Raw genomic sequence first — 23,323 nt, 5'->3', positions numbered from 1 at the left:
GCCGTTCACTGAATTTTCCGCGAAAGATTTGCGATTTCGAGAACCACGGAATCCGGCTCGATGACGCTCTTGTGTTTTATCAGATCAAACTGAAAGCGGCCAACAGCTTTGTCAATTTCAGCCTGGTAATCCCGGCCTTTGTGGAAATAGGCGGTAACCGAGCTAGCCGGAAGCATCCACGCCGCGCAATATTCAAGCAACTGCGTCAAATCCGCCAGCGCACGCGCTGAAATAGCGTCACAATGTGGAATGAGGACCGGCGCTTGTTCAATACGAATCGGGTGCACGGAGCCCCTCGCACCTGTTTCAGCAAGGGCAACACGGAGAAATGCGGCCTTCTTATTATTGCTTTCAATCAGATGAACCCAGCCATCACCCAACTCTGCAAGGCAAATTGCCGTTATGATCCCAGGAAATCCGCCGCCGCTTCCGAGATCAATCCATTGTTTCGGACCCGGATACATCTGATAGATCTGAATGCTGTCTGCAATATGACGTTCCCATAGGTTTTGCCTCGTTGAAGGGGCAACTAAATTTATAGTCTTGGCCCATTTCTGAAAGAGGCGAGAAAAGTGGTCCAACTTTTCCGCTGTTTCACGTGAAACACGCAATCCGTTCACTGTCGAAGGTAGACTCGCATTCATTGAATAGCCTTTTTGGGAGGTACAGATTGCACAGTGTCACGCCGCAGATAGGCCAGAATCAGCGATGCTGCCGCAGGTGTCATACCATCAACCTTCAAGACCTGGGCCAAATTGCGTGGCGCCGTCAGCGTCAGCTTCTGAACCAGCTCATTCGAAAGACCGGATAAAATTGAAAAGTCAAAATACTCCGGAATTTCAGCAGATTCTTCTCGCTTAACATTTGCGATGTCGGCCGCCTGTTTTTCCATGTAAACAGCATAAGTCGCGTCAATCTCCAAAGCCGCAGCGATCTTGGGCTCGATCGCTGACAACTCCGGCCAAAGTCTCGCCAGAGATCCAATAGAATGCTCCGCATAGGACAGCAGCTCAAAGGCGGAGCGTCGCTGACCGTCCTGATTGATATGGAACCCAAACTTTCGCGCTTCATTAGGCGTTACCTGCAATGCCATAAGCGAGGCCTTCGCAGTCTCGAACGTCCGCGCCCAACATTGGAAGCGATGTTGTCGTTCAGCCGAAACCATCCCAAGGCTAATCGCGTCCGGTGTTAGGCGGACGTCGGCATTGTCGGCGCGTAAAGACAGACGATACTCAGCCCGGGACGTAAACATCCGATATGGCTCGCTCACGCCGCGGGACGTCAAATCATCGATCATCACCCCAATATAGGAATTGGTCCGGCTGAAAACGTGTGGATCGTTTCCGCCGCAAACCAGCGCGGCATTAAGCCCGGCGACGAGCCCCTGTGCACCTGCTTCTTCATATCCCGTTGTGCCATTAATCTGACCCGCGAGAAACAGACCAGGAATCTTCAAGACCTCAAGGGTGGACGATAGTTCCCTCGGGTCGACATGATCATATTCTATGGCATAACCCGGCTGAAGGATCACAACATGCTCCAGACATGGGATTGTCCGAATAAATTCCTGCTGAATGTTTTCAGGGAGAGAAGTCGAAATCCCGTTGGGATATACCGTATTGTCATCAAGGCCCTCCGGTTCGAGGAAAATTTGATGACCGTCCCTTTCACCGAATTTGACGATTTTATCCTCAATCGACGGGCAATAGCGCGGTCCGACGCCCATGATTTGCCCCGAATACATCGCGGATTTACCGAGATTGTCCGTAATAATCTTGTGCGTCGCGGCGGTGGTACGCGTCACGCCGCACTCGATTTGCCGGTTGTTAATCCGATCGGTCATAAATGAAAATGGGACTGGCTCATCGTCGGCACCTTGGCGACCAACATTTTCCCAGTCGATTGTACGCCCGTCGAGACGAGCAGGTGTTCCGGTCTTCAGCCGACCCAAGCGCAGACCAAAACGCTCAAGTGTCGCGGACAAACCGAGCGAAGGTTCCTCTCCCATACGACCGGCCGGAATCTTCCTCTCCCCGAGGTGAATGAGGCCACGAAGAAATGTCCCCGTCGTCAGTACAACAGTACGACAGCTTATTGTTCGGCCGTTCTTAAGAGTCACACCGGAAAGCTGCCGCCCATTCATGAGAAGATCAAAAGCGTCGCCTTCGATGACATCAAGATTTTCAATCGAAGCAATCGCCTCCTGCATAGCTTCACGATAAAGCCGGCGATCAGCCTGAGTCCTCGGGCCACGAACAGCAGGCCCCTTCTTTCGATTTAAAAGTCGGAACTGTATGCCAGCAGCATCGGCTATGCGTCCCATCAGACCATCCATAGCATCGATCTCACGAACCAGATGTCCTTTCCCCAATCCACCGATGGCTGGATTGCAGGACATGACACCAATAGTATCCCGCCTATGCGTCAACAGAGCTGTTCTTGCGCCCATGCGCGCAGCGGCACTCGCCGCTTCGCACCCGGCGTGTCCACCTCCGATAATGACAACATCATATTTCAATGTCATGTCTGACGTCTCCCGTCGTAGCTCGATTCAGAGGACCGGAGCTGAGTCAAGTCGTTTCACGTGAAACACTGTGCACGACCAAGTGTCTATGCGGCGCTGACCTGGAAGTCTATTTACCAATGCAAAATTCCGAAAAGATCACATCCAGAAGTTCTTCTACATCCACTCGCCCGGTAATGCGCCCAAGCGCATCACCGGCAACTCGCAAATATTCCGCCTGGATATCCAACCCAGTTTTGGAATGGATCAGACTCGCTGCGATGGCATCCACTGCCTGATTCAGACAGTCAACATGGCGACGTCGCGATGGAATTGAAAACGAGATTTTTCCTGTTAAAACAGGTAGATAGGAAGATATCCGCGACAAAAGAGTTTCGATTCCTTCGCCGGTTTTGGTCGAAATCGCGATATCGAAGTCGGCCTTATCCCATATTTGGTCGATCTGATCAATCTTGGTCCTCACACGGATGAGTTTACTGTGCTCAGATTCGCGCGTGACATCTGCGAACCCGTTTGGCACGTCTGAAAGAAGAAGCACCAAATCCGCGTCCTGCAAAGTAGAACGAGCACGTCTTATACCTTCGCGTTCAATGGGTTCCGAAGTCTCCCGCAAGCCGGCTGTGTCGTAAAGACGAACAGAGAATCCGGCTAAGGAAAGGTCGACGGAAAGGACGTCGCGGGTCGTCCCGGCAATATCCGTGACGATCGCAACATCACGTCCCGCAAGATGATTGATAAGACTGGATTTTCCAGCGTTTGGCCGACCGGCGATAACCACCTTCAAACCGTCCCGGATGATTTCCGCCAGACGAGCGCCGGCAATATGTTCCGCAATTTCTATTTGCAGGCTCGCCATATCCCCCCAAATGGCCTCCGCCACGGAACCAGGCACATCATCCTCATCCGCGAAATCAAGCTCTGCTTCGATCATCGCACGGGCATGAGTCAAACGACGGGCCCAACCCTGATAAACCGCAGACATTCCACCCTGAGCATGCTCGACCGCCAAACGGCGCTGCATTTCTGTTTCCGCGCTGATCAAGTCAGCAAGGCCCTCGACCTCCACCAAATCCAGCTTGCCATTGTGAAAGGCACGTCTCGAGAATTCACCTGGTTCTGCGTGTCGCAGACCTTGTATGCTCCCCAACTCCGACAACAGAGCTTGGACAACGGCGCGACCGCCGTGAACCTGTAGTTCGCCGCAGTCTTCACCCGTGAATGATGAAGGACCAGGAAAGAAGAGGACTAACCCGCTATCGATCAACTCACCGTTCCGGTTACGAATCGATCGAAGATGGGCAACACGATTGGATCCGATCTCACCGGCCATTCGGAATAAAACATCACGAGTATGAGGCCCACTGATCCGCACAATAGCGACACCGGAGGGCAGGGCACCGGAGGACAGGGCATAGATCGTGTCGTCCATGTATACTTCGCTCTTAGTCCTTGGGAACATCTCAAACCGGCAATAGCAGCGGGATTTATGATTCGAAACGCATCCGAATCGGAAGGCGCATCCCTATTACGTTACGGGAACGAATCGGTACGGAGCGATTTCAATCATGCCGGCAAAATGTGCCATTGGAAATTCGAAACTTGAAACATAAAAGCCCGGGTCAAAACCCGGGCCTTTGCCAGTATCACTTCCTGTGATCAGGTATTCATGGAGTCGAAGAAATCGCCGTTCGTCTTCGTCTGCTTTAGCTTGTCGATCAGGAATTCAATAGCATCCGTTGTGCCCATCGGCGCAAGAATTCGGCGAAGAACAAAGATCTTCTGAAGATCCTGGCGCGGAACCAGTAGATCTTCCTTACGGGTACCGGACTTGAGAATATCCATCGACGGGAAGATGCGCTTGTCGGCGACCTTGCGATCGAGGACGATTTCGGAGTTGCCGGTGCCCTTGAACTCTTCGAAGATGACTTCGTCCATGCGGCTGCCGGTATCGATCAGGGCGGTCGCAATAATCGTCAGCGAGCCGCCTTCCTCGATATTACGGGCAGCACCAAAGAAGCGCTTCGGCCGCTGGAGCGCATTCGCATCCACACCGCCCGTCAGCACCTTGCCCGACGACGGAACGACCGTGTTGTAGGCGCGGCCAAGACGCGTGATGGAATCAAGCAGGATCACAACGTCGCGGCCGTGCTCGACCAGGCGCTTGGCCTTTTCGATGACCATCTCCGCAACTTGCACGTGGCGCGTTGCTGGTTCGTCAAAGGTCGAGGAGACAACTTCACCCTTCACCGAGCGCTGCATGTCGGTCACTTCTTCCGGCCGCTCGTCAATGAGCAGGACGATCAGATAGCATTCCGGATGATTGGCAGTGATCGAATGCGCTATGTTCTGCAGGAGAACTGTCTTACCGGTGCGCGGTGGTGCGACGATGAGGCCGCGTTGGCCTTTACCGAGCGGGGCGATCAGGTCAATCACGCGTGCCGACAGGTCCTTTGATGTCGGAACCTCAAGTTCCATCTTGAAGCGCTCGTTCGGATAGAGCGGCGTCAGATTATCGAAGTGGACCTTGTGGCGGATTTTTTCGGGATCTTCAAAATTGATCGTATTGACCTTGAGCAGAGCGAAATAGCGTTCGCCTTCCTTTGGACCGCGGATCGGTCCTTCGACAGTATCACCGGTCTTCAGTGAGAAGCGGCGGATCTGCGATGGAGAGATGTAGATATCGTCCGGGCCAGGCAGATAGTTTGCATTCGCCGAGCGCAGGAAACCGAAACCGTCCTGAAGCACCTCAACGACGCCTTCACCGATGATTTCCACATCCTGACTGGCAAGCATCTTGAGGATCGCAAACATCAGCTCCTGCTTGCGCATGACGCTGGCATTCTCGACCTCGACCGATTCGGCAAAAGCCAGAAGATCGGTAGCGGTCTTGTTTTTAAGTTCTTGTAGCTTCATTTCAGCCATGAAGGGCACCACACTCGGTATATTTTGCAATGGAGGTCGGCGTGTTTTTTGAAAGGGAGCTGCAGGGGAAGGGGCAGACTCGTAACTTTTACACATGCCACGAAAGATGAGATGTTGTGAAAATAGCGATTCACGTGAAACGCCGCAAGGGCCTCAGCCAATTTAGCCGAAAATTCGTTCAACCCGCTTTTTCAGAACGGTTTAACCACCGCCATGATGACGATAAGGATCATCAAGACCGTCGGCGCCTCGTTCATCAGACGCCAGTAGCGGGCCTCACGCCGTGTCCCGTCGTGAGCAAAGGCACGAACAGCTCGGCTGAAATGGATGTGAACGCCTGTCAGAAGCATGACGAACAGAATCTTGGCATGTAGCCAGCCGCCCTGAAAGCCGTAGACACTCCAGGCGAGATAGAGGCCTAGACCCCAGGAAAGCATCATCGCCGGATTCATGATGACCCTCAGCAGGCGCTGTTCCATCACTTTGAACGTCTCGGACTGGTCCGATCCGACGGGCGCGTCGGTGTGGTAGATGAACAGCCGCGGCATATAGAGCAGTCCTGCCATCCAGGATATGACCGCGATGATGTGAAGCGCCTTGATCCAGAGATAGAGATTATCAGGCTGCGCGATCAACAGTCCACCAAGGACGGCGAGGAAGACCACGATCGCCACAAGGGCGCGGCTCCGCGCCTTGTTCCCCGGGCGATGGTCGATCTGATGCTCGACCATCAAGCAGCTCTCCGGACACGCTCGACCAATTTGGAAACGTTATCAGGATCGGCCTGCGGTGTTATGCCATGACCGAGATTAAAGATCAGCGGACCATTGCCCAGAAGCTGCAGGATCGCATCGATCCCTTCATCCAGTGCCAACCCGCCGGCAACCACCCGCATCGGGTCCAGATTTCCCTGTATCGGTCCGTCTTTCTGCAGCTCTGCGGCAAAGGACAGGGGCACAGACCAATCGAGCCCGATCGCATCAGCATCCGTCTGCTGCCGGTAATTCTTCAGCAGAATTCCCGCACCCTTGGCAAACGCGATGATCTTTGCCTGCGGACGGCGGGCGCGAATGCTGTCGATCATGCGGCGGACAGGTTTCACGGCGTAGCGCTGAAACTCGGTTTCACCGAGAACGCCCGCCCAGGAATCGAAGATCTGCACGGCATCTGCGCCCGCATCGATCTGCGCCACCAGGTAATCGGCCGAAACATCGGCAAGCAGCGACAGAAGGTGGTCGAAGGCTTCAGGATGGCGATAGGCAAACAGGCGGGCCGGCGCTTGGTCCGGCGTTCCGTGGCCAGCTATCATATAGGTCGCCACGGTCCAAGGCGCACCGCAGAAACCGAGCAGTGTCGTTTCACCGGGCAGTTCCAGGCGAAGGCGTGACACGGTTTCGATCACCGGCTTCAAGTGATCTGCGACGCTATCTGCCTTCAGTGCGAGAATACCAGACGGATCGATAGGGTCCATCAGCGGTCCTCTGCCTTCTTCAAAGCGAACATTTCTGTCGAGCGCATCAGGGATCACCAGAATATCGGAGAACAGAATCGCTGCATCAAAACCGTATCGACGGATTGGCTGTAGCGTCACTTCGACAGCAAGTTCCGGCGTGTAACAGAGATCGAGAAAACTCCCGGCTGTTGCCCTGGTTTGCCGGTATTCCGGCAGGTAGCGACCTGCCTGTCGCATCAGCCAAATTGGAGGTGGTGTCAGTGTCTGGCCATCCAGAACCTGCAGGACCTTACGGCTATTCGCGGTCACTTGTCACGCACTCCCTATAAAATACTAACTTATCTAAAAGGTTTCTATTTCTTAGAGTCGGTGACTATCAAGGATTAAAATGACCCCGCTGCTTTTCCACATTCGAGATGATTCAATTTCATGATTACACCAAATTTCACGACGGCATGAAAGGAGCGGGGAAAAGATCGAAACACGGTTTTGATTCAAATATTTGCGATGCCCAGAGTTTTCATCTTGTTTGTGGATAAGCTGTGAACGGACGTGACACTTTGTCATTGCGTGAGTCTTCTCCACAAGCCGGGCTAAAAACAATCTGCGCCGAGCCAATTGTGCATAAGTCGGAGGTTTTCCCCTTGCCTTCGCCCCGGCGTCGCCCTTAGCTGTGTTCGTCCCGCTTTATCAACAGCTGCCGGAGAATAGCGTGGAGAACCAGAAAAACTATTTCCATCTGCATCTCATTTCTGACTCAACGGGCGAGACGCTGATTGCCGCAGGGCGGGCGGCGGCGGCGCAGTTCCAGTCGTCGCATGCGCTGGAGCACGTCTATCCGTTGATCCGCAACCGCAAGCAGCTAATGCAGGTGATGGAGGCAATCGACGGGGCACCGGGCATCGTGCTCTACACCATCGTCGACCGCGAACTTTCCGACATCATCGATGCCCAGTGCAAGGAGATGGGCGTGCCCTGCGTGTCGGTCCTTGAACCTGTGATCGATCTCTTCCAGACCTATCTCGGTGCGCCATCGCGCCGGCGCTCCGGCGCGCAACACGTCATGGATGCCGATTATTTTGCCCGCATCGACGCATTGAACTTCACCATGGACCATGACGACGGTCAGCTACCCGCCGATTTCAACGATGCCGATGTCGTCTTGATCGGCATCAGCCGAACGTCGAAGACACCGACAAGCATCTATCTCGCCAATCGCGGCATCAAGACCGCCAATATTCCGATCGTGCCAGGCGTACCCTTGCCTGAGCGGCTCTATGAAGCGACCACCCCGCTGGTCGTCGGACTGATTGCGACCGCCGACCGGATTTCACAGGTCCGCCAGCACCGGGTGCTCGGCACGACGCAAGGATTTCACGGTGAGGATTATACCGACCGGGCTTCGATCGCCGAGGAACTGAAATACGCGCGCGCCCTTTGCACGCGCAACAACTGGCCGGTGATCGATGTCACGCGGCGCTCGATCGAGGAAACGGCTGCGGCCATCGTTGCCCTTCGGCCGCGTCTGCGGTAAGGCCGAACGCCGAAAGCCGCGACAGGATCCGCAATGTCAGCCTCTCTCATTCTTGCCTCGTCCAGTCCCTTCCGACGGATGCTCATGACCAATGCCGGTCTTGCCTTCGACTGGAAGCCGGCGACCATTGATGAGCGGGCGATCGAAGCACCTCTGGAAGAAAAGGGCGCATCGCCGCAGGAGGTTGCCCTGGTGCTGGCGGAAGCCAAGGCTCGAAACGTAGCGCAGAGCTGTCCGGACGCAATCGTTATAGGCTCCGATCAGACAATGTCGCTCGGCGATAGGGTCTATCACAAGCCGCGCGACGGGGCGGATGCGCGCAACCACCTTCTCTCCCTGTCCGGCCAAACCCATCAGCTGAACAGTGCAGTTGCGCTCGTGCAGGGATCGACACTCGTCTGGACACACGTCTCGTCTGCGCGGTTGACGATGCGAACCCTGTCGGTGGATTTTATTGACCGTCACTTGGAGCGGGTCGGGGAAAAAGCCTTATCCAGTGTCGGCGCCTACCAGCTGGAGGGCGAAGGCATCCAGCTGTTCGAAAAAATCGAAGGCGACTATTTTACCATTCTCGGATTGCCGATGCTGTCTTTGCTTGAAAAACTGAGAGAACTGCGGGTGATCGATGCGTGATTCACGTGAAACATTTGTTAACCATGCCTTCGTCACCGGCTTCCCGATCAAGCATTCGCGCTCGCCCCTGATCCATGGGCACTGGTTGAAAAGCTTCGGTCTGCCGGGAAGCTACCGGGCGCACCAAGTCTCGCCGGAAAAATTTGCTGACTTTCTAATTGCATTGCGGGACGGCTCGTCCGGTTTCTGCGGCGGCAATGTAACCATTCCCCACAAGGAGCGGGCTTTCGCGCTCTGCGACAGACCGGACGAACTGAGCCAGGAGCTCGGAGCAAGCAACACTGTCTGGATCGAGAATAGGTTGATCCATGCGACCAATACGGACGGCTATGGCTTCACTGCAAATCTGGACGAACGGGCTGCAGGTTGGGACCGTTGTGACACCGCAGTGATCCTTGGTGCAGGCGGCGCAAGCCGTGCCGTTGTCCAGGCGGTCAGGAACCGCGGCGTGAAAACCATTCATGTCGTCAACCGCACGGTTGCGCGGGCACAGGAACTGGCCGACCGGTTCGGCCCGGCGGTTCAGGCACAGTCCATGGATGATCTCTCTGATCTGCTGAAGGGTGCAGGCCTGTTCATCAACACGACATCGCTTGGCATGGATGGCACGCCTGTTCCGGAAATTGATTTTACAGTGATGGACCCGGATGCCGTCGTGACCGATATCGTCTACGTGCCGCTGAAGACGCCGCTGCTTGCGCAGGCGGAAGGGCAGGGCTTGCGGACCGTTGACGGTCTCGGCATGCTCCTGCATCAGGCGGCTCCCGGTTTTGAAAGATGGTTTGGGAAAAAGCCCGTGGTCGATGACGCACTGCGCCAGATCATCATCGACGACATGGACGGGCACGCATGATTATCCTCGGATTGACCGGTTCGATCGGCATGGGAAAATCAACGACGGCTGCGATGTTTGCCGATCTCGGTATTCCGGTGAACGATGCTGATGCAGTCGTCCATGATCTTTACAGGGGTGAGGCTGTTCCCCTAATCGAAGCAACCTTTCCTGGCACGACGCATGGTAGCGTTGTCGACAGGGGAGCGCTGTCGCGCACCCTCGCAGAAAGCCCCAGCGGATTCCGGACACTTGAGACCATTGTCCATCCGCTGGTGCGCGAGCGGGAAGCCAAGTTTTTGGATGTGCACCGCGACTTGGGAACGCCTCTAGTTCTTCTTGATATCCCTCTGTTGTTCGAAACCGGCGGAGAGGGCAGGGTCGACAAGGTCGTGGTCGTGACCTGCGATCCCGACATCCAGCGCCAGAGGGTTCTGGCGAGACTCGGGATGACCGTGGAAAAATTCGAACTTATCCTGGCGCGGCAGATGCCCGATGATGAAAAGCGCGCGAAAGCCGATTACATCATCGATACCGGTGCGGGGCTTGATTCGGCCCGGGCTCAGGTGGCTGCCGTGGTGGCTGACCTTTTGAAATAGGGAAGACCGGAATGCGCGAAATCATCTTCGATACGGAAACGACCGGTCTCGACAATCGGCAGGACCGCGTCATCGAAATCGGCGGTATTGAACTCGACAATCATTTCCCGACCGGCCGGACCTTTCACGTCTTCATCAATCCGGGTGACCGGAAGGTGCATCCGGACGCGCTGACCATTCACGGCATCAGCGATGATTTCCTGAAGGACAAGCCGGGCTTTTCCGGGATTGTTGAAGAGCTCCTCGCCTTTTTTGAGGGGCACGCTGGGTCGCACACAATGCGACTTTCGACATGGGCTTCATCAATGCGGAATTTGCGCGTCTTGGCCTGCCGCCTGTTTCCAATGATCTGGTAACAGACACGTTGTCGCTTGCCCGCCGCAAGCACCCGATGGGACCGAATTCGCTCGATGCACTCTGCCGGCGCTACGGTATCGACAACTCGCACCGCACGAAGCACGGCGCGCTGCTCGACTCCGAGCTTCTGGCTGAAGTCTATATCGAGATGATCGGCGGCCGGCAGGCGGCGCTTGGGTTGATGTCCGGCCAGAGCCGCGGTGAAGTTGCCGATACCGACGAAACCATCGTGCCGACTGGACAGCGTCCACATCCTTTGCCATCACGATTGAGCGATGCGGATGTTGCAAGCCATGCGGCACTAGTTGCGAAGATGGGCGACAAGGCGATCTGGGCCAAATACGATCCGCTGGTATAAAAACCGCCATAAAAAATGCCCGGCTCGCGAAAGCCGGGCACCCATAGAAAATTCCAGAGAATGGATCAGTTCGCGGTGTTCGAGACCTGCGCCCGGACCTTGTCTTCGGCCATGCGCTGCGTGAACATCTGCGCAAAGTCGATCGGATCGATCATCAGCGGCGGGAAGCCGCCATTGCGCGTTGCGTCGGAGACGATCTGACGGGCAAACGGAAACAGCAGGCGCGGGCATTCGATGAACAGCAGAGGCAGCATGTGCTCCTGCGGGAAGCCAGCGATGCGGAAGACGCCGCCATAGGTCAGCTCGACATTGAAGAGAATCTTGTCGCCATCCTTGGCTTCCGCGGTCAGCGCGAGTACGACGTCGAACTCGGTTTCTGACAGCGGATTGGCGTTGACGTTGACATTGATGTTGATGGCAGGGGCCTTGTCGCGGGCCTGGAGCGAACGCGGCGCACCCGGATTTTCAAAGGAAAGATCCTTGATGTACTGGGCCAGGATGTTCAGCGACGGGCTTTCGGCCGCGCCGGCGTTACCATTGGATGCTGTTTCGGTCGTCATAAGGCCTTCTTCCTTCGGACTTCAATTCGGTGAAGCGCTCTAACATTTCATATGGAGGCTTACAACCCTTGGCGCCGGAGGGCTCAGCGCAAGCGGTCCTTGTCGTCGGCGCCATTGCCGGCGGGTGGGCGGCGCGGATCGTCATGCGAAAATTCGTCGTCGTCCAGATCGATCACCTTTGAACCATGCCGCATGTCAGGTCCGCGGGATGTTTCCGGACCACGCCGAAAGCCAGTGCCTGATGTCACGATTGTCAGGCGGCTCTTCACCAGTTGCCATCCCGCTTCGCGCACCGCCGGGATGAACAGCAACAGACCAAAAATGTCCGTTATGAAACCCGGGATGATCAGAAGAAATGCCGCAAGAACGATCATCACGCCATGGACAAGTTCCCGACCCGGATCGACGCCGCGGCCAGTCGTCTCGCTGATCCGCCGCAGGACACCCAGGCCCTGGATACGCAGCAGCACCGCCCCGACCAAACCACTTAGCAGAACCAGTAACAGGGTCGTCCAGATGCCGACCTCGCGACCGACAAGCACGAAGGTCGCGATCTCAGCCAAGGGCAGCGCCAGAACAAAAGGGGTATCATCAGGGAACGCATTGTGTCCGCTCGGGTGCAAGGGGCGGCAAAGCCCGGTCTTTCAAGGCAAAGAAGCGATATAGTCATTTGAATGATCGTGACATGCAGACTATATGGGGTAAGCGCAAGAAATTTTAACAGCGGTTCTGGGTGGAAATGGGCTCTTTTGACTTCGTCACATTGTTTTTTCTGGTTGCTGCGGTGATCATATTCCTCCAGCTGCGCAGTGTCCTTGGCAGAAGGACAGGCAACGAACGCCCGCCGGTCGATCCGTATTCGCCCCGGGAGGGAGCGGAAGCTCCGGAGCGGGGAAAGGTCGTGCAGCTGCCACGACGCGACGGCGCGCCGGAGGAAGACAGCCGCTACACAGCAGTGGATTCCTTTGCCCGACCCAATACCCCTCTCAACGATGGGCTGCGTCGGATGGTCGATTCCGATCCGGATTTCGACCCCAAGGAATTCGTCAACGGTGCCAAGATGGCTTACGAAATGATCGTCATGGCATTCGCCGACGGCGATCGCAAAACGTTGAAGGGTCTGCTTTCCCGCGAAGTCTTTGAGGGCTTCGATGCGGCGATCGCGGATCGTGAAAGCAAGGGCGAGGTTGTCAAGTCCACCTTTGTCGGCATCGAGAAGGCCGACATGGTGCATGCCGAAATCAAGGATAGCGAAGCCAACATCACCCTGCGTATCATCAGCCAGTTGATTTCCGCGACCTATGACAAAGCCGGCGCGATCGTCGATGGCGATGCGGAGGCCGTGTCCGAGGTCAACGATCTCTGGACGTTTGCCCGCGACACCCGCTCGCGCGATCCGAACTGGAAGCTGATCGCCACGGAATCCGAAAACTGATCGGGCGGTCGTGATGGATTTCGATGTGCAGCGGGTTGCCTTTGCGGATCTTCCCGGATGGGCGGACGACAATCCGGCTCCGCTGCTGGCCGCCCTTGGCCGATGCCGGCGGCATGTGACTGAGGTCAAGCCCTACAAGGCCGGTTCTCTCGGCATTTCGACCGTGGACCTGATGCCGGCATTTGACGCAGCAGCGACGGTCGAAATCGGCAATGTCGATACTGTGCGCTCCTTCTTCGAAAACCAGTTCGTACCGTTCCGGATCGATCGGGCGGATGGCGAGGCGGGTTTCGTCACGGCCTTTTACGAGCCGGACGTTTTCGTCAGCGCTGTGGCCGATGGAACCTATCGGTATCCGTTCTATCGCCGTCCCCTTGACCTGGTGGATATTGACGGATCCGACCGGCCGTCGGACATGGATGAATATTTTGCCTTCGGACAGTCCCGCGATGGACGGATCGGCGAATATCCGGACCGCAGGGCGATCGAAGAAGGATATCTCGATGGCCGGGGTCTTGAGATCGCCTATGCGCACTCGCTGGTCGATGTCTTCTTTGCCCATGTGCAGGAGCTGCACGCCTGGTTTATCCGGATGGGTCTGTCCGCCGGATCACCTATGCGGCCAAGACCGGCCACAGATTTTCGGCGGTCGGGAAGCTTTTGATCGAGCGGGGCGCAATCGACGCCGCAACGGTATCGATGCAATCGATCCGGCAATGGCTGGCCGATCATCCCGACGAGGCGCAATCCGTGCTCTGGCACAATCGCTCCTTCATCTTCTTTCGCGAGGCGGAGGTGGAAGATCCTGCACTGGGTCCGGTCGCAGCCGCCAAAGTGCCGCTTGAGCCCGGCCGGTCGCTGGCCGTCGATCGGATGATCCATACATTCGGCGTTCCGTTTTTCATCGCAAGCGACAGCCTAACTCATATCGATGGCGGCAAACCTTTCCGGCGGCTGATGCTCGCGCTTGATACCGGATCGGCCATCGTCGGGCCGGCACGTGGCGATATCTTTACCGGCTCGGGCGACGAAGCCGGGCGGCTGGCAGGTTCCGTGCGCAACCCCGCCACGTTTTTCGTCTTGATTCCAAAGGCGGCCGCGGCAAGATACGGTCATGGCTAAGGAAAAGAAGCTCTCCAGCGAAGACCGCATCCTGTGGGGCAAGGTTGCGCGCTCGACGCGTCCACTTCCCGGACGGATGGAGGATCTGGAAGGCTTTGAGGAGCCGATCGTCGAGCCGAAGAAGCCCGCGCCGGTGATCGTAAAGGAAGGCAAATCGCTCGCCGAGGCCTTCGGTTCCGCCGATGCGGCCGTGCAGAAGAAGGTCGCCCCGAAGCTTCATCAGCCGCTCGAAAAACCGGTCAAACGAAAGCTCGCCAAGGGGCATCTGACGCTGGAGGCACGGATCGACCTGCACGGGATGATCCAGAGCGAAGCGCACGGCTTTCTGCTGCATTTTTTGCTCCGGGCTCATGAGCGCGGATTGCGGCACGTGCTGGTGATCACCGGCAAAGGGACGTCGCTTGGCAGCGACGGCGCTCTGAAGCGGGCGGTGCCGATGTGGTTTTCGCTGCCGGAATTCAGGACGCTGATTTCGTCCTACGAGCCGGCGGCGCGCAATCACGGAGGCGACGGTGCCCTCTATGTGCGCCTGGCGCGGGTCAGGGGCGAAACATCGTGACGCCGTTCGGAGAGGCGATGCACGCTCTGCGCGGTCAGAAAGGTGTATCACAGAAGGATATGGCCGCAGCGATCGGCGTTTCGGCCGCTTATCTCTCGGCGCTCGAACATGGAAAACGCGGGGCGCCAAGCTTCGAATTCCTGCAGCGCGTCGCCGGCTACTTCAATGTGATCTGGGACGAAGCCGATGAACTCTTCCGCCTTGCCTCTCTGTCCGACCCGCGTGTGGTACTCGATACCGCGGGTCTTTCGCCCGCCCATACGGCCTTTGCAAATCGGCTCGCCGTCCAGATCCGCTCGCTTTCCGGCGAAACCCTCACCCGTTTGGAAGATGTTTTGGAAAAAGCCCGATTTGCTGATAATGAACTGTGATGATCCCCTGTTTTCTGCCGCTTCAGGCCGTGCAGGATTTGGAACCATGGACAAATTCCCTATAGTCCGGAAGGCATTGCGAGGGTGATTCGGACCGAATTGCCCTCTCTCGAGAACCTTGGAAAGACCCACGCTGAATGACCGATACTCCCGAAACCGAAACCGGCGCAAATGCCGAATATGGTGCAGACTCCATCAAGGTACTCAAAGGCCTTGATGCCGTTCGCAAGAGGCCGGGCATGTATATCGGCGATACCGACGATGGCTCTGGCCTGCACCACATGGTCTACGAAGTCGTCGACAACGCGATCGATGAGGCGTTGGCGGGCCACGCCGACCTTGTCACGGTAACGATGAATGCCGACGGTTCGGTGACCGTGACGGACAATGGCCGTGGCATCCCGACCGATATCCACACCGGCGAAGGCATTTCTGCTGCCGAAGTCATCATGACGCAACTACATGCGGGCGGGAAGTTCGACCAGAATTCCTACAAGGTCTCCGGCGGTCTGCACGGCGTCGGCGTCTCCGTGGTCAATGCGCTCTCGGTCAAGCTGCAGCTGAAAATCAAGCGCCAGGGTAAGATCCACGAGATCAATTTCACCCATGGCGTGGCTGACGCACCCTTGAAGGTGATCGGCGACAGCAATGGCGAGACAGGTACCGAGGTCACGTTCCTGCCCTCGACCGAAACTTTCACGATGATCGAGTTCGATTACGGAACGCTGGAGCATCGCCTGCGCGAACTTGCGTTCCTCAATTCCGGCGTTCGTATCCTCCTGACGGACAAGCGCCATTCCGATATTCGCGAAACCGAGATGATTTACGACGGCGGTCTCGAGGCGTTCGTCGCCTATCTCGACCGCGCCAAGAAGCCGCTCGTGGCCAAGCCGGTCGCCATCCGGGGCGAAAAGGACGGCATCACCGTCGAAGTCGCGATGTGGTGGAACGACAGCTACCACGAGAACGTGTTGTGCTTCACCAACAACATCCCGCAGCGCGACGGCGGCACGCATATGGCTGGCTTCCGTGGTGGCCTGACGCGCCAGATCATCTCGTATGGCGAGAGTTCCGGCATCATGAAAAAGGAAAAGGTGACGCTGACCGGCGAAGACTGCCGCGAAGGCCTCACTGCCGTCCTGTCTGTCAAGGTTCCGGATCCGAAGTTCTCCTCGCAGACCAAGGACAAGCTGGTTTCCTCCGAGGTCCGGCCGGTCGTCGAAAGCCTCGTCAACGAAGCCCTCAGCACCTGGCTGGAGGAGCATCCCGGCGACGCCAAGATTCTCGTCGGAAAAGTCATCGAGGCAGCCGCCGCCCGCGAAGCGGCCCGCAAGGCGCGCGAACTCACCCGCCGCAAGGGTGCACTGGATATTTCCTCGCTTCCGGGAAAGCTTGCGGACTGCTCCGAACGCGATCCGGCCAAGTCCGAACTCTTCCTTGTGGAGGGTGATTCGGCAGGCGGTTCGGCCAAGCAGGGACGGTCGCGCGAAAACCAGGCGATCCTGCCGCTGCGCGGCAAGATCCTGAACGTCGAGCGCGCGCGTTTCGACAAGATGCTCTCAAGCCAGGAAATCGGCACGCTGATTACCGCGCTCGGCACATCGATCGGCAAGGACGAGTTCAATCTCGCCAAGCTGCGCTACCACAAGATCATCATCATGACGGATGCCGATGTCGATGGCGCCCATATTCGCACGCTGCTTTTGACCTTCTTCTTCCGCCAGATGCCGTCGCTGATCGAGCAGGGGCACCTCTATATCGCCCAGCCACCGCTCTACAAGGTATCGCGCGGCAAGTCTGCCCAGTATCTGAAGGATGAAAAGGCGCTTGAGGAATACCTGATTTCCATGGGCCTTGAGGATGCGTCGCTCGAGCTTGGCTCCGGCGAGGTGCGCGCCGGTCAGGATCTGCGTGAAGTCATCATCGATGCGCTCCGCCTGCGCTCCCTGGTCGAGGGCCTGCATTCGCGCTACAGCCGCTCGGTCGTCGAGCAGGCGGCGATTGCCGGTGCGCTCAATCCGGAACTGAACAACAACCAGGCGCAGTCCGAAGCGACGGCAGCAGAAGTAGCCAAACGCCTCGACCTGATCGCCGAGGAAACCGAACGGGGCTGGACGGCGGTGGTTGCCGGTGACGGTGGCCTGAAATTCGAGCGCATGGTGCGTGGCGTCAAGGAAGTCGCCGCCCTCGATATGGCGTTGATCGGTTCTTCGGATGCACGCCACATCGACCAGCTGACACCGCGGCTGAAGGAAATCTATGGCCATCCGCCTATCCTGCGGCGCAAGGACGGAGCGCTCGAAATCAGTGGTCCGCGGGCGCTTCTCGACGCGATCTTTGCGACTGGCCGCAAGGGCCTTTCGATGCAGCGATACAAGGGTCTCGGCGAGATGAACGCCGAGCAGCTCTGGGAAACAACCCTCGATCCGAACGTCCGCTCGCTGCTGCAGGTCAAAGTCCCCGATGCCACCGATGCCGATGGCCTGTTCTCGCGCCTGATGGGCGACGAGGTCGAGCCGCGCCGCGACTTCATTGTCGAAAATGCTCTGAACGTCGCCAATCTCGACGTTTGACGTCATTCATCGATGCGAATTTGAAAACCACGCCACCACAAGGAGGCGTGGTTTTTGTGTTTTTAGGCGTCAATAAATGTGCCGTTGAAAGCGATTTCCGAGAGTGGGCGGCGAGAACTTGGGGTTTCGCGCGCCTGCAACTGCTCCGGAAGCTGCGATTTGTCGCCGACCTTGCCGATCGCAATCGCTGCCTCGACACGGTAGCCGTCCGGGATTCCGAGAATTTCGACAGCCTTGTCGAAATGTATGCCGGTCATGCCATGCGCCTGGAACCCGTCGAGCTGTGCCTGATGAGCGATGGCACCCCATGCAGCGCCGGCATCGAAGCTATGGCTATGGGAGAGCTTGGCTTCGGTTGCACCCGGTGCCGTAAAATGCGTCTTCGAAATGACAATGACGATGGCTGCGGCTGATTTGGCCCAACTCTTGTTGAAATCATTGAGGATCGGGAAAATTGTCTCCCACTGCTGCGTGCCGCGTAGAGCATAGGCAAAACGCCAGGGCTGGGAGTTGAAGGCTGATGGCGCCCATCGGCCAGCTTCCAGAATGGTTAGCAGTTCGGCCTCCGACATGGTCACATCGGCGAAGGCCCGCGGCGACCAGCGGTTTAGGAACATGGGCTCGATCGGAAAGTCGGCTTGGCGATGGTTGCTGTTGGTGGTCATGGGATGGTCCTTTGTATTGTCCGTCGTCGGCTTCTGGAAACTGTTGCTTCTGAGCGGAATGCCGGTAATTTTTACTGCAAAGGACCCGACCGGATAAGGCCGCGGTTCGGAGATGGACTGTTTCGCTAATCCAGACAATCAGGGAGGCTTTCTGCTAGTCCGCCGCTTTGCGACGTTTGTTTGCTCAAGATTCGATATCGACATTCCGAAATAACTTGTATAAGTTCTGCAAAGTTTTGGAAAAAGGATTGCCGCAATGACGCTCACCCTGAAAGACCCCACGCTTTTCCGTCAGGCCGCTCTTGTGGGGGTGAATGGATCAATGGAGATCCAGCAAGCGGAATTGCGGTCAACAACCCGGCGACGGGCGAGGTTATTGGCTATGTGCCGAAGCTTGGTGGAGCGGAGACGAAGACCGCCATCGAGACAGCGCGGGTCGCACAAAAAGGCTGGGCCGCGCGCACCGCCAAGGACCGTTGCGGCATCCTGCGTAAATGGTTCGACCTGATGATCGAAAACAAGGATGATCTCGGCCGCATCCTCACACTGGAGCAGGGCAAGCCGCTGACCGAAGCCACCGGCGAAATCGTCTATGGTGCCAGCTTCATCGACTGGTTTGCAGAAGAAGGCCGTCGCATCTACGGTGATCTCATCCCCGGCCACCAGCCTGACAAGCGCCTGATGGTGATGAAACAGCCGATCGGCGTCGTCGCCGCGATCACGCCCTGGAATTTTCCGAATGCAATGATCACCCGCAAGGCCGGACCTGCTTTCGCAGCGGGCTGCGCAATGGTGCTCAAGCCTGCCTCCCAGACGCCGTTTTCGGCAATCGCCATTGCGCTGCTTGCAGAGCGCGCAGGTCTGCCAAAGGGCCTGTTCTCCGTCATCACCGGCTCGGCTGTTGCAATTGGCGGCGAGATGACGTCGAACCCGACCGTGCGCAAGGTAACCTTCACCGGTTCGACCGAAATCGGCATCGAGCTTTACAAGCAGAGCGCGCCGACCATCAAGAAGCTGGGCCTCGAGCTCGGCGGCAACGCACCGTTCATCGTCTTTGATGACGCGGATCTCGATGCCGCAGTTGAGGGCGCACTGATCGCCAAGTTCCGCAACAACGGCCAGACCTGCGTCTGCGCCAACCGCATCTATGTGCAGGAAGGCGTCTATGATGTCTTTGCCGAAAAACTGGCAACTGCCGTCGGCAAGCTGAAGACCGGCAACGGCATGGATGAAGGTGTCATCCTCGGCCCGCTGATCGACAAGGCCGCTCTTGAGAAGGTCCAGGAACACATTGCAGATGCTTTGAAAAAGGGCGCCAAGGTATTGCAGGGCGGCAAGGCGCACGCGCTGGGCGGAACCTTTTCGAGGCGACCATTCTTGGCGATGTCACCAAGGATATGGCCGTTGCGCGTGAAGAGACCTTCGGACCACTGGCGCCGCTGTTCAAGTTCAAGAACGAAGCCGATGTCATTGACCAGGCCAACGACACTGAATTTGGTCTGGCGTCCTATTTCTACGCCCGCGATCTCTCGCGTGTCTTCCGCGTCGCCGAGGCGCTGGAATACGGCATGGTCGGCGTCAATACCGGCCTGATTTCGACGGCCGAAGCGCCGTTCGGTGGCGTCAAGCTCTCCGGCCTCGGCCGCGAAGGCTCCAAATACGGCATCGAGGAATTTGTCGAAGTCAAATATGTCTGCCTTGGCGGCATTGCCTAAGATACCGAGCTGCATTTGGAAAAGCCGGCCGGCCTGCTCTGGCCGGCTTTTTGATTCCGGCTAAGGATTGTTGTCGAGATGAAGGAGAATGCCGCATGCCAGCACCGAAAAACCTCTTTAAGGCAGCTTTGCGCGAGGATCGTTTCCAACTTGGGCTTTGGGTGGCGCTGTCAAGCCCTTATGCCGCGGAAATTGTAAGCGGCAGCGGCTATGATTGGCTTTTGATCGACGGCGAGCATGGCCCGAATGACATTCCGCTGCTTGCGGCGCAGATTCAGGCGCTGGCCTGGTCCGGCAGCCATCCGATCGTGCGCCTGCCGATTGGCGAAGCCTGGCTGATCAAGCAAATCCTGGATGCAGGGGCGCAGACCCTGCTGATTCCGATGGTCGAATCGGTCGAGCAGGCGCAGGCGCTGGTCCGCGCCGTGCGGTATCCGCCGCACGGTATCCGCGGCGTGGGGGCAGCCCTTGGGCGCGCCTCGCAGTTCAGCCGTATCGGCGACTATCTCGAAACGGCCAATGACGAAATTTGCCTGCTTCTCCAGATCGAAAGCCGGGCCGGGCTTGCGATCCTCGATGAGGTGGCGGCCCTTGATGGGGTCGACGGGGTTTTCATCGGCCCCTCCGATCTGGCAGCCGACATGGGGCATCTCGGAAAACCGGGCTCTCCCGAGGTATTCGCTGCCGTCGCCGATGCGTTCGAGCGGATCAAGCGTGCCGGAAAGGCCCGGGGCATCATGACACTCGATCTCAATCAGGCACGAATCTACCGCGACCTCGGAGCGACCTTCATGGCCATTGGAACAGATGTTACGCTTCTCGTCAGCGCGACGACACAACTGCGCGAAACGTTTCTTTCAGGCGAAACCGGGGCCAAACCCGTATCCGGCTACTGATCAGAGCGCATTGGCGATTTCCATCAGCTTTGGCATAGCGATGGTCGGGCTCCATGCACTGAAATCGACGATGCGACGCACAAGCTTTTCCGCGTGATGATTGGCGATGTCGCGCATGCGGTGGTCGAGAAACGGATTGTCGAAACGTTCGAGCGTTGCGGTGACATAGGCTTTTGCCTCGGCACCGAGCCCATTGGCTGCGAAGGCGGGGATGACCTCCGTTTCGTAGATGCCGAGAAGCGTGGAGCGGATTTCCGTAACGCCCAGAATGTCCCGGACAGTTTCCGCGTCGGGTCGCTTTTGTTTCAGCCAGATATCGGCAAGTACGGTGTGTCCTAGGTTGAGGATATGCAACTTCAGCTTCTCATAGGGTGTCAGATCGGAAACGAGTAGGACGTTTGGGTGCTTACAGGGCAGCGACAGACCCGGCTGCTGTTCGATCGCCCAGAGCGCATAGGGTTCCGCAACTGCGCCTGCAGGCTCGATCGGTTCCGAAACAATGCGATCGACCAACGTATTGGCCCAGATCACCTTGGTATCGAGCCAGTTTGCGAAGGCCGGATCACCGATGCGACCATCCTGAAGCGACAGCATCAGCGCTTTCAGCACGTCGCCGTTTCGCGAAACCAATTCGCAGGGCAGCATGGTGAGCGGCCTGCCATTGGCCTTGTAGCGGGCATGGAGCAGAAGAAGAAGCTTACCCGGAAAAGAGGCGGGAACGGTCTGCTCCGGGCTGTCGGCATCGACGCGGTAGCCGGTATCGCCGGTATTGGAAATAAGGATTTCCGCTTCCTCGACCACGATGCGCATCACTTCTGCCCAGTCTGTTGTCGTCGACAAGGCGCGCGCGACACTCGTCACCTGTTGGCTGCGGTTGATCTCGCACCCTGCTTCCAGCCCGCGGACAACAACGGGAAAACCACCCGGTGCCGCCAGTGCCAAGAGACGTCCGGCGCGCTCTGCCGATCCCGTCGTCTGGACGATAGTGATCCTGCCGGCAGCCTCGCCACGCTCCAGCGCTTCGCTGATGAAAAGGTCGGCATGGGCCTGGAGAAACCGGCTGGTTCCGATTTGTACGATCGCTGTTCTCATCGTTCTGGGCAGCCTTTACTGGATCGATTGAAGCAGGGTTTCGCGCGCGGAGCGCAGATGCCGTCTGCAGGCCTCTTCCGCTTTCGCCGGATCGCGGGCGCGCAACGCGTCGATATAGGCAAGATGCTCCTCGAGCGCCCGGGCATTGCGTTCGCGTGCATTCGCCTTGTTCCACTGGTAGTGATAGTGAAAAACGATGGCGATAATGTCGTAGAAATCGACGATGAAGCGGTTGCTGGACGACTTGTGCAGCAGGCGATGGAAGCGTTCGTCGAGTTCGGAGAATTCCATATAGCGGTTGTCGATGTCGTTCAGAATCTCGTGATGAATCAACTCGATCCGCGACAGTTCCGCCCAGGCAGGATGGCCCTCCGGAAGAGCCACGAAGGAGTGCGCCGAGCGAAGCTCGAACATTTCCCGCACTTCAGTCAGTTCGAGCGCGAATTCGCGGGTAAAACCCTTGAGAATCCAATGGCTGTTCGGACGCTTTTCGATCAGGCCGAAGCGGCTGAAGCGGATCAGGAATTCGCGCACGCTGGTCGTGCCGGTGCCGATGTCGCGGGCGAGTTCGAGCTCGTTGATCTGCATTCCCGGTTCGGCCCCCCAGCCAGAATCCGGCGCATGAAACTGCGCTCGATGATGTCGGAGAGCGAATCAGTTTCCTCTACCGGGTAATAATCGTCCGGTTCCGGCTGCCGCAGCACCGTCTTTGCCCGCTTGTCCCATGTAATCAGCTTCAGTTCTTCGAGCCGTGTCAGGATGGCGCGTATCGTCGTCCGGCTGACACCGAGCAGGGCGCCCAGCTCCGGCTCTGACGGCAACGCTGCAGTCTCGGCCAGGAGCTTGAGGCACCGGTTGAAGGCTTCCTTGAAGACAGTGTTTTGCTTCGCCATGATTTTGCCGATTGGATAGAGAAACCTGTCGATCCGCAGATGCGGTCGTGCCGATTGCCGCAATGATCGAACGCCTGTTGATCAACGTTCCTCTAGCTGGTTCGCTTCATCCTGTCTTGGCCAACGACTTGATCCCGCATGATTGTTTCATCCCCTATTTGTTTTTTGGCGTCACTGCCGTTTTGCATCGACGCTTGGGTGATGCGCATAATACCCATTGACGGAAAACT

20 protein-coding genes and 4 pseudogenes are annotated in these 23,323 nt (G+C 57.3%); 13 read left to right on the top strand and 11 right to left on the bottom strand.

What is annotated here, in order from left to right:
* Nucleotides 1-5 precede the first annotated feature (5 nt).
* The 6 genes from rsmG to hemE all read right to left on the bottom strand — a co-directional run bounded on the left by rsmG (nt 6) and on the right by hemE (nt 7,208).
* Nucleotides 6-644, bottom strand: a complete 639-nt coding sequence (gene rsmG / locus P6U16_RS11660) for a 16S rRNA (guanine(527)-N(7))-methyltransferase RsmG (protein WP_277700736.1) — start codon at nt 642-644, stop codon at nt 6-8.
* Nucleotides 641-2,524: a tRNA uridine-5-carboxymethylaminomethyl(34) synthesis enzyme MnmG gene (gene mnmG / locus P6U16_RS11655; RefSeq protein ID WP_277700735.1), complete on the bottom strand. Its 1,884-nt coding sequence runs from the start codon at nt 2,522-2,524 to the stop codon at nt 641-643. The genes rsmG and mnmG overlap by 4 nt, the downstream gene beginning before the upstream one ends.
* Nucleotides 2,525-2,633: 109 nt before the next feature.
* Nucleotides 2,634-3,983: a tRNA uridine-5-carboxymethylaminomethyl(34) synthesis GTPase MnmE gene (gene mnmE, locus P6U16_RS11650; protein ID WP_277700734.1), complete on the bottom strand. Its 1,350-nt coding sequence runs from the start codon at nt 3,981-3,983 to the stop codon at nt 2,634-2,636.
* A gap of 197 nt (nt 3,984-4,180) precedes the next feature.
* Complete coding sequence (gene rho / locus P6U16_RS11645; protein WP_099050890.1) at nt 4,181-5,446, bottom strand: transcription termination factor Rho; 1,266 nt, start codon at nt 5,444-5,446, stop codon at nt 4,181-4,183.
* A 191-nt stretch (nt 5,447-5,637) separates the two neighbouring features.
* A complete protein-coding gene (gene hemJ, locus P6U16_RS11640) occupies nt 5,638-6,177 on the bottom strand; it encodes a protoporphyrinogen oxidase HemJ (RefSeq protein ID WP_277700733.1) in 540 nt (179 codons plus the stop codon).
* Entirely contained in the window at nt 6,177-7,208 is a 1,032-nt protein-coding gene (gene hemE / locus P6U16_RS11635) for a uroporphyrinogen decarboxylase (RefSeq protein WP_277700732.1), read from the bottom strand. The genes hemJ and hemE overlap by 1 nt, the downstream gene beginning before the upstream one ends.
* Before the next feature lie 403 nt (nt 7,209-7,611).
* Between hemE and P6U16_RS11630 the strand changes: the two genes are divergently transcribed.
* The 5 genes and pseudogenes from P6U16_RS11630 (at nt 7,612) to dnaQ (ending at nt 11,212) form a co-directional block, all read left to right on the top strand.
* Nucleotides 7,612-8,433: a pyruvate, water dikinase regulatory protein gene (locus P6U16_RS11630; RefSeq protein WP_277700731.1), complete on the top strand. Its 822-nt coding sequence runs from the start codon at nt 7,612-7,614 to the stop codon at nt 8,431-8,433.
* A 33-nt stretch (nt 8,434-8,466) separates the two neighbouring features.
* The gene (locus tag P6U16_RS11625; protein WP_277700730.1) at nt 8,467-9,066 is read left to right on the top strand and encodes a Maf-like protein; all 600 of its coding nucleotides are present in this window, start codon (nt 8,467-8,469) and stop codon (nt 9,064-9,066) included.
* Nucleotides 9,059-9,919 carry a shikimate dehydrogenase gene (locus tag P6U16_RS11620; protein ID WP_277700729.1) on the top strand — a complete coding sequence of 287 codons (861 nt, stop codon included), beginning with the start codon at nt 9,059-9,061 and terminating at the stop codon, nt 9,917-9,919. The genes P6U16_RS11625 and P6U16_RS11620 overlap by 8 nt, the downstream gene beginning before the upstream one ends.
* Entirely contained in the window at nt 9,916-10,497 is a 582-nt protein-coding gene (gene coaE / locus P6U16_RS11615; protein WP_277700728.1) for a dephospho-CoA kinase, read from the top strand. Before P6U16_RS11620 ends, coaE begins: the two co-directional genes overlap by 4 nt.
* Nucleotides 10,498-10,508: 11 nt before the next feature.
* Nucleotides 10,509-11,212: pseudogene (gene dnaQ, locus P6U16_RS11610) on the top strand (DNA polymerase III subunit epsilon).
* Nucleotides 11,213-11,277: 65 nt separating this feature from the next.
* On the opposite strand, the gene secB reads toward dnaQ, so the two are convergent.
* Together secB and P6U16_RS11600 are read right to left on the bottom strand one after the other, a co-directional pair.
* Nucleotides 11,278-11,772, bottom strand: a complete 495-nt coding sequence (gene secB, locus P6U16_RS11605) for a protein-export chaperone SecB (RefSeq protein WP_277700727.1) — start codon at nt 11,770-11,772, stop codon at nt 11,278-11,280.
* An 83-nt stretch (nt 11,773-11,855) separates the two neighbouring features.
* Nucleotides 11,856-12,335, bottom strand: coding sequence for an FxsA family protein (locus P6U16_RS11600; protein WP_277700726.1), 480 nt, complete (start codon nt 12,333-12,335; stop codon nt 11,856-11,858).
* Between the two features lie 176 nt (nt 12,336-12,511).
* Between P6U16_RS11600 and P6U16_RS11595 the strand changes: the two genes are divergently transcribed.
* The 5 genes and pseudogenes from P6U16_RS11595 (at nt 12,512) to gyrB (ending at nt 17,832) form a co-directional block, all read left to right on the top strand.
* Complete coding sequence (locus P6U16_RS11595; protein WP_277700725.1) at nt 12,512-13,207, top strand: Tim44/TimA family putative adaptor protein; 696 nt, start codon at nt 12,512-12,514, stop codon at nt 13,205-13,207.
* Nucleotides 13,208-13,220: 13 nt separating this feature from the next.
* A pseudogene (locus P6U16_RS11590) lies at nt 13,221-14,329 on the top strand (murein transglycosylase A).
* Nucleotides 14,322-14,888 (top strand): Smr/MutS family protein, encoded by a 567-nt coding sequence (locus P6U16_RS11585; RefSeq protein WP_277700724.1) that lies wholly within the window; start codon nt 14,322-14,324, stop codon nt 14,886-14,888. The pseudogene P6U16_RS11590 and the gene P6U16_RS11585 overlap by 8 nt, the downstream one beginning before the upstream one ends.
* Nucleotides 14,885-15,259 carry a helix-turn-helix transcriptional regulator gene (locus tag P6U16_RS11580; protein ID WP_277700723.1) on the top strand — a complete coding sequence of 125 codons (375 nt, stop codon included), beginning with the start codon at nt 14,885-14,887 and terminating at the stop codon, nt 15,257-15,259. Before P6U16_RS11585 ends, P6U16_RS11580 begins: the two co-directional genes overlap by 4 nt.
* 137 nt (nt 15,260-15,396) lie before the next feature.
* Nucleotides 15,397-17,832 (top strand): DNA topoisomerase (ATP-hydrolyzing) subunit B, encoded by a 2,436-nt coding sequence (gene gyrB, locus P6U16_RS11575; RefSeq protein ID WP_277700722.1) that lies wholly within the window; start codon nt 15,397-15,399, stop codon nt 17,830-17,832.
* Nucleotides 17,833-17,894: 62 nt separating this feature from the next.
* Here gyrB and P6U16_RS11570 read toward each other — a convergent pair whose 3' ends face one another.
* Nucleotides 17,895-18,497 (bottom strand): nitroreductase family protein, encoded by a 603-nt coding sequence (locus P6U16_RS11570; RefSeq protein WP_277700721.1) that lies wholly within the window; start codon nt 18,495-18,497, stop codon nt 17,895-17,897.
* Nucleotides 18,498-18,677: 180 nt separating this feature from the next.
* Between P6U16_RS11570 and P6U16_RS11565 the strand changes: the two are divergent.
* Nucleotides 18,678-20,276 (top strand): annotated as a pseudogene (locus tag P6U16_RS11565) (NAD-dependent succinate-semialdehyde dehydrogenase).
* Between the two features lie 31 nt (nt 20,277-20,307).
* Nucleotides 20,308-21,108 (top strand): 4-hydroxy-2-oxoheptanedioate aldolase, encoded by an 801-nt coding sequence (gene hpaI, locus P6U16_RS11560; RefSeq protein WP_277700720.1) that lies wholly within the window; start codon nt 20,308-20,310, stop codon nt 21,106-21,108.
* Here the strand turns inward: hpaI and P6U16_RS11555 are convergent, their stop codons facing one another.
* Together P6U16_RS11555 and P6U16_RS11550 are read right to left on the bottom strand one after the other, a co-directional pair.
* Nucleotides 21,109-22,200 (bottom strand): mannitol dehydrogenase family protein, encoded by a 1,092-nt coding sequence (locus P6U16_RS11555; RefSeq protein ID WP_277700719.1) that lies wholly within the window; start codon nt 22,198-22,200, stop codon nt 21,109-21,111.
* Between the two features lie 15 nt (nt 22,201-22,215).
* Nucleotides 22,216-23,093: pseudogene (locus tag P6U16_RS11550) on the bottom strand (GntR family transcriptional regulator).
* Between the two features lie 62 nt (nt 23,094-23,155).
* On the opposite strand from P6U16_RS11550, the gene P6U16_RS11545 reads away from it, so the two are divergent.
* On the top strand, nt 23,156-23,314 hold the full coding sequence (locus P6U16_RS11545) for a hypothetical protein (RefSeq protein WP_277700718.1): 159 nt from the start codon (nt 23,156-23,158) through the stop codon (nt 23,312-23,314).
* The last annotated feature ends 9 nt before the right edge of the window (nt 23,315-23,323 follow it).

Origin of the sequence: Rhizobium sp. 32-5/1 (assembly GCF_029537235.1) — a bacterium.
In the GTDB taxonomy this organism is placed as follows: domain Bacteria; phylum Pseudomonadota; class Alphaproteobacteria; order Rhizobiales; family Rhizobiaceae; genus Pararhizobium.
The sequence above is the reverse complement of the archived record's forward strand: the minus strand, read 5'-3'. Positions and strand labels throughout refer to the sequence as shown.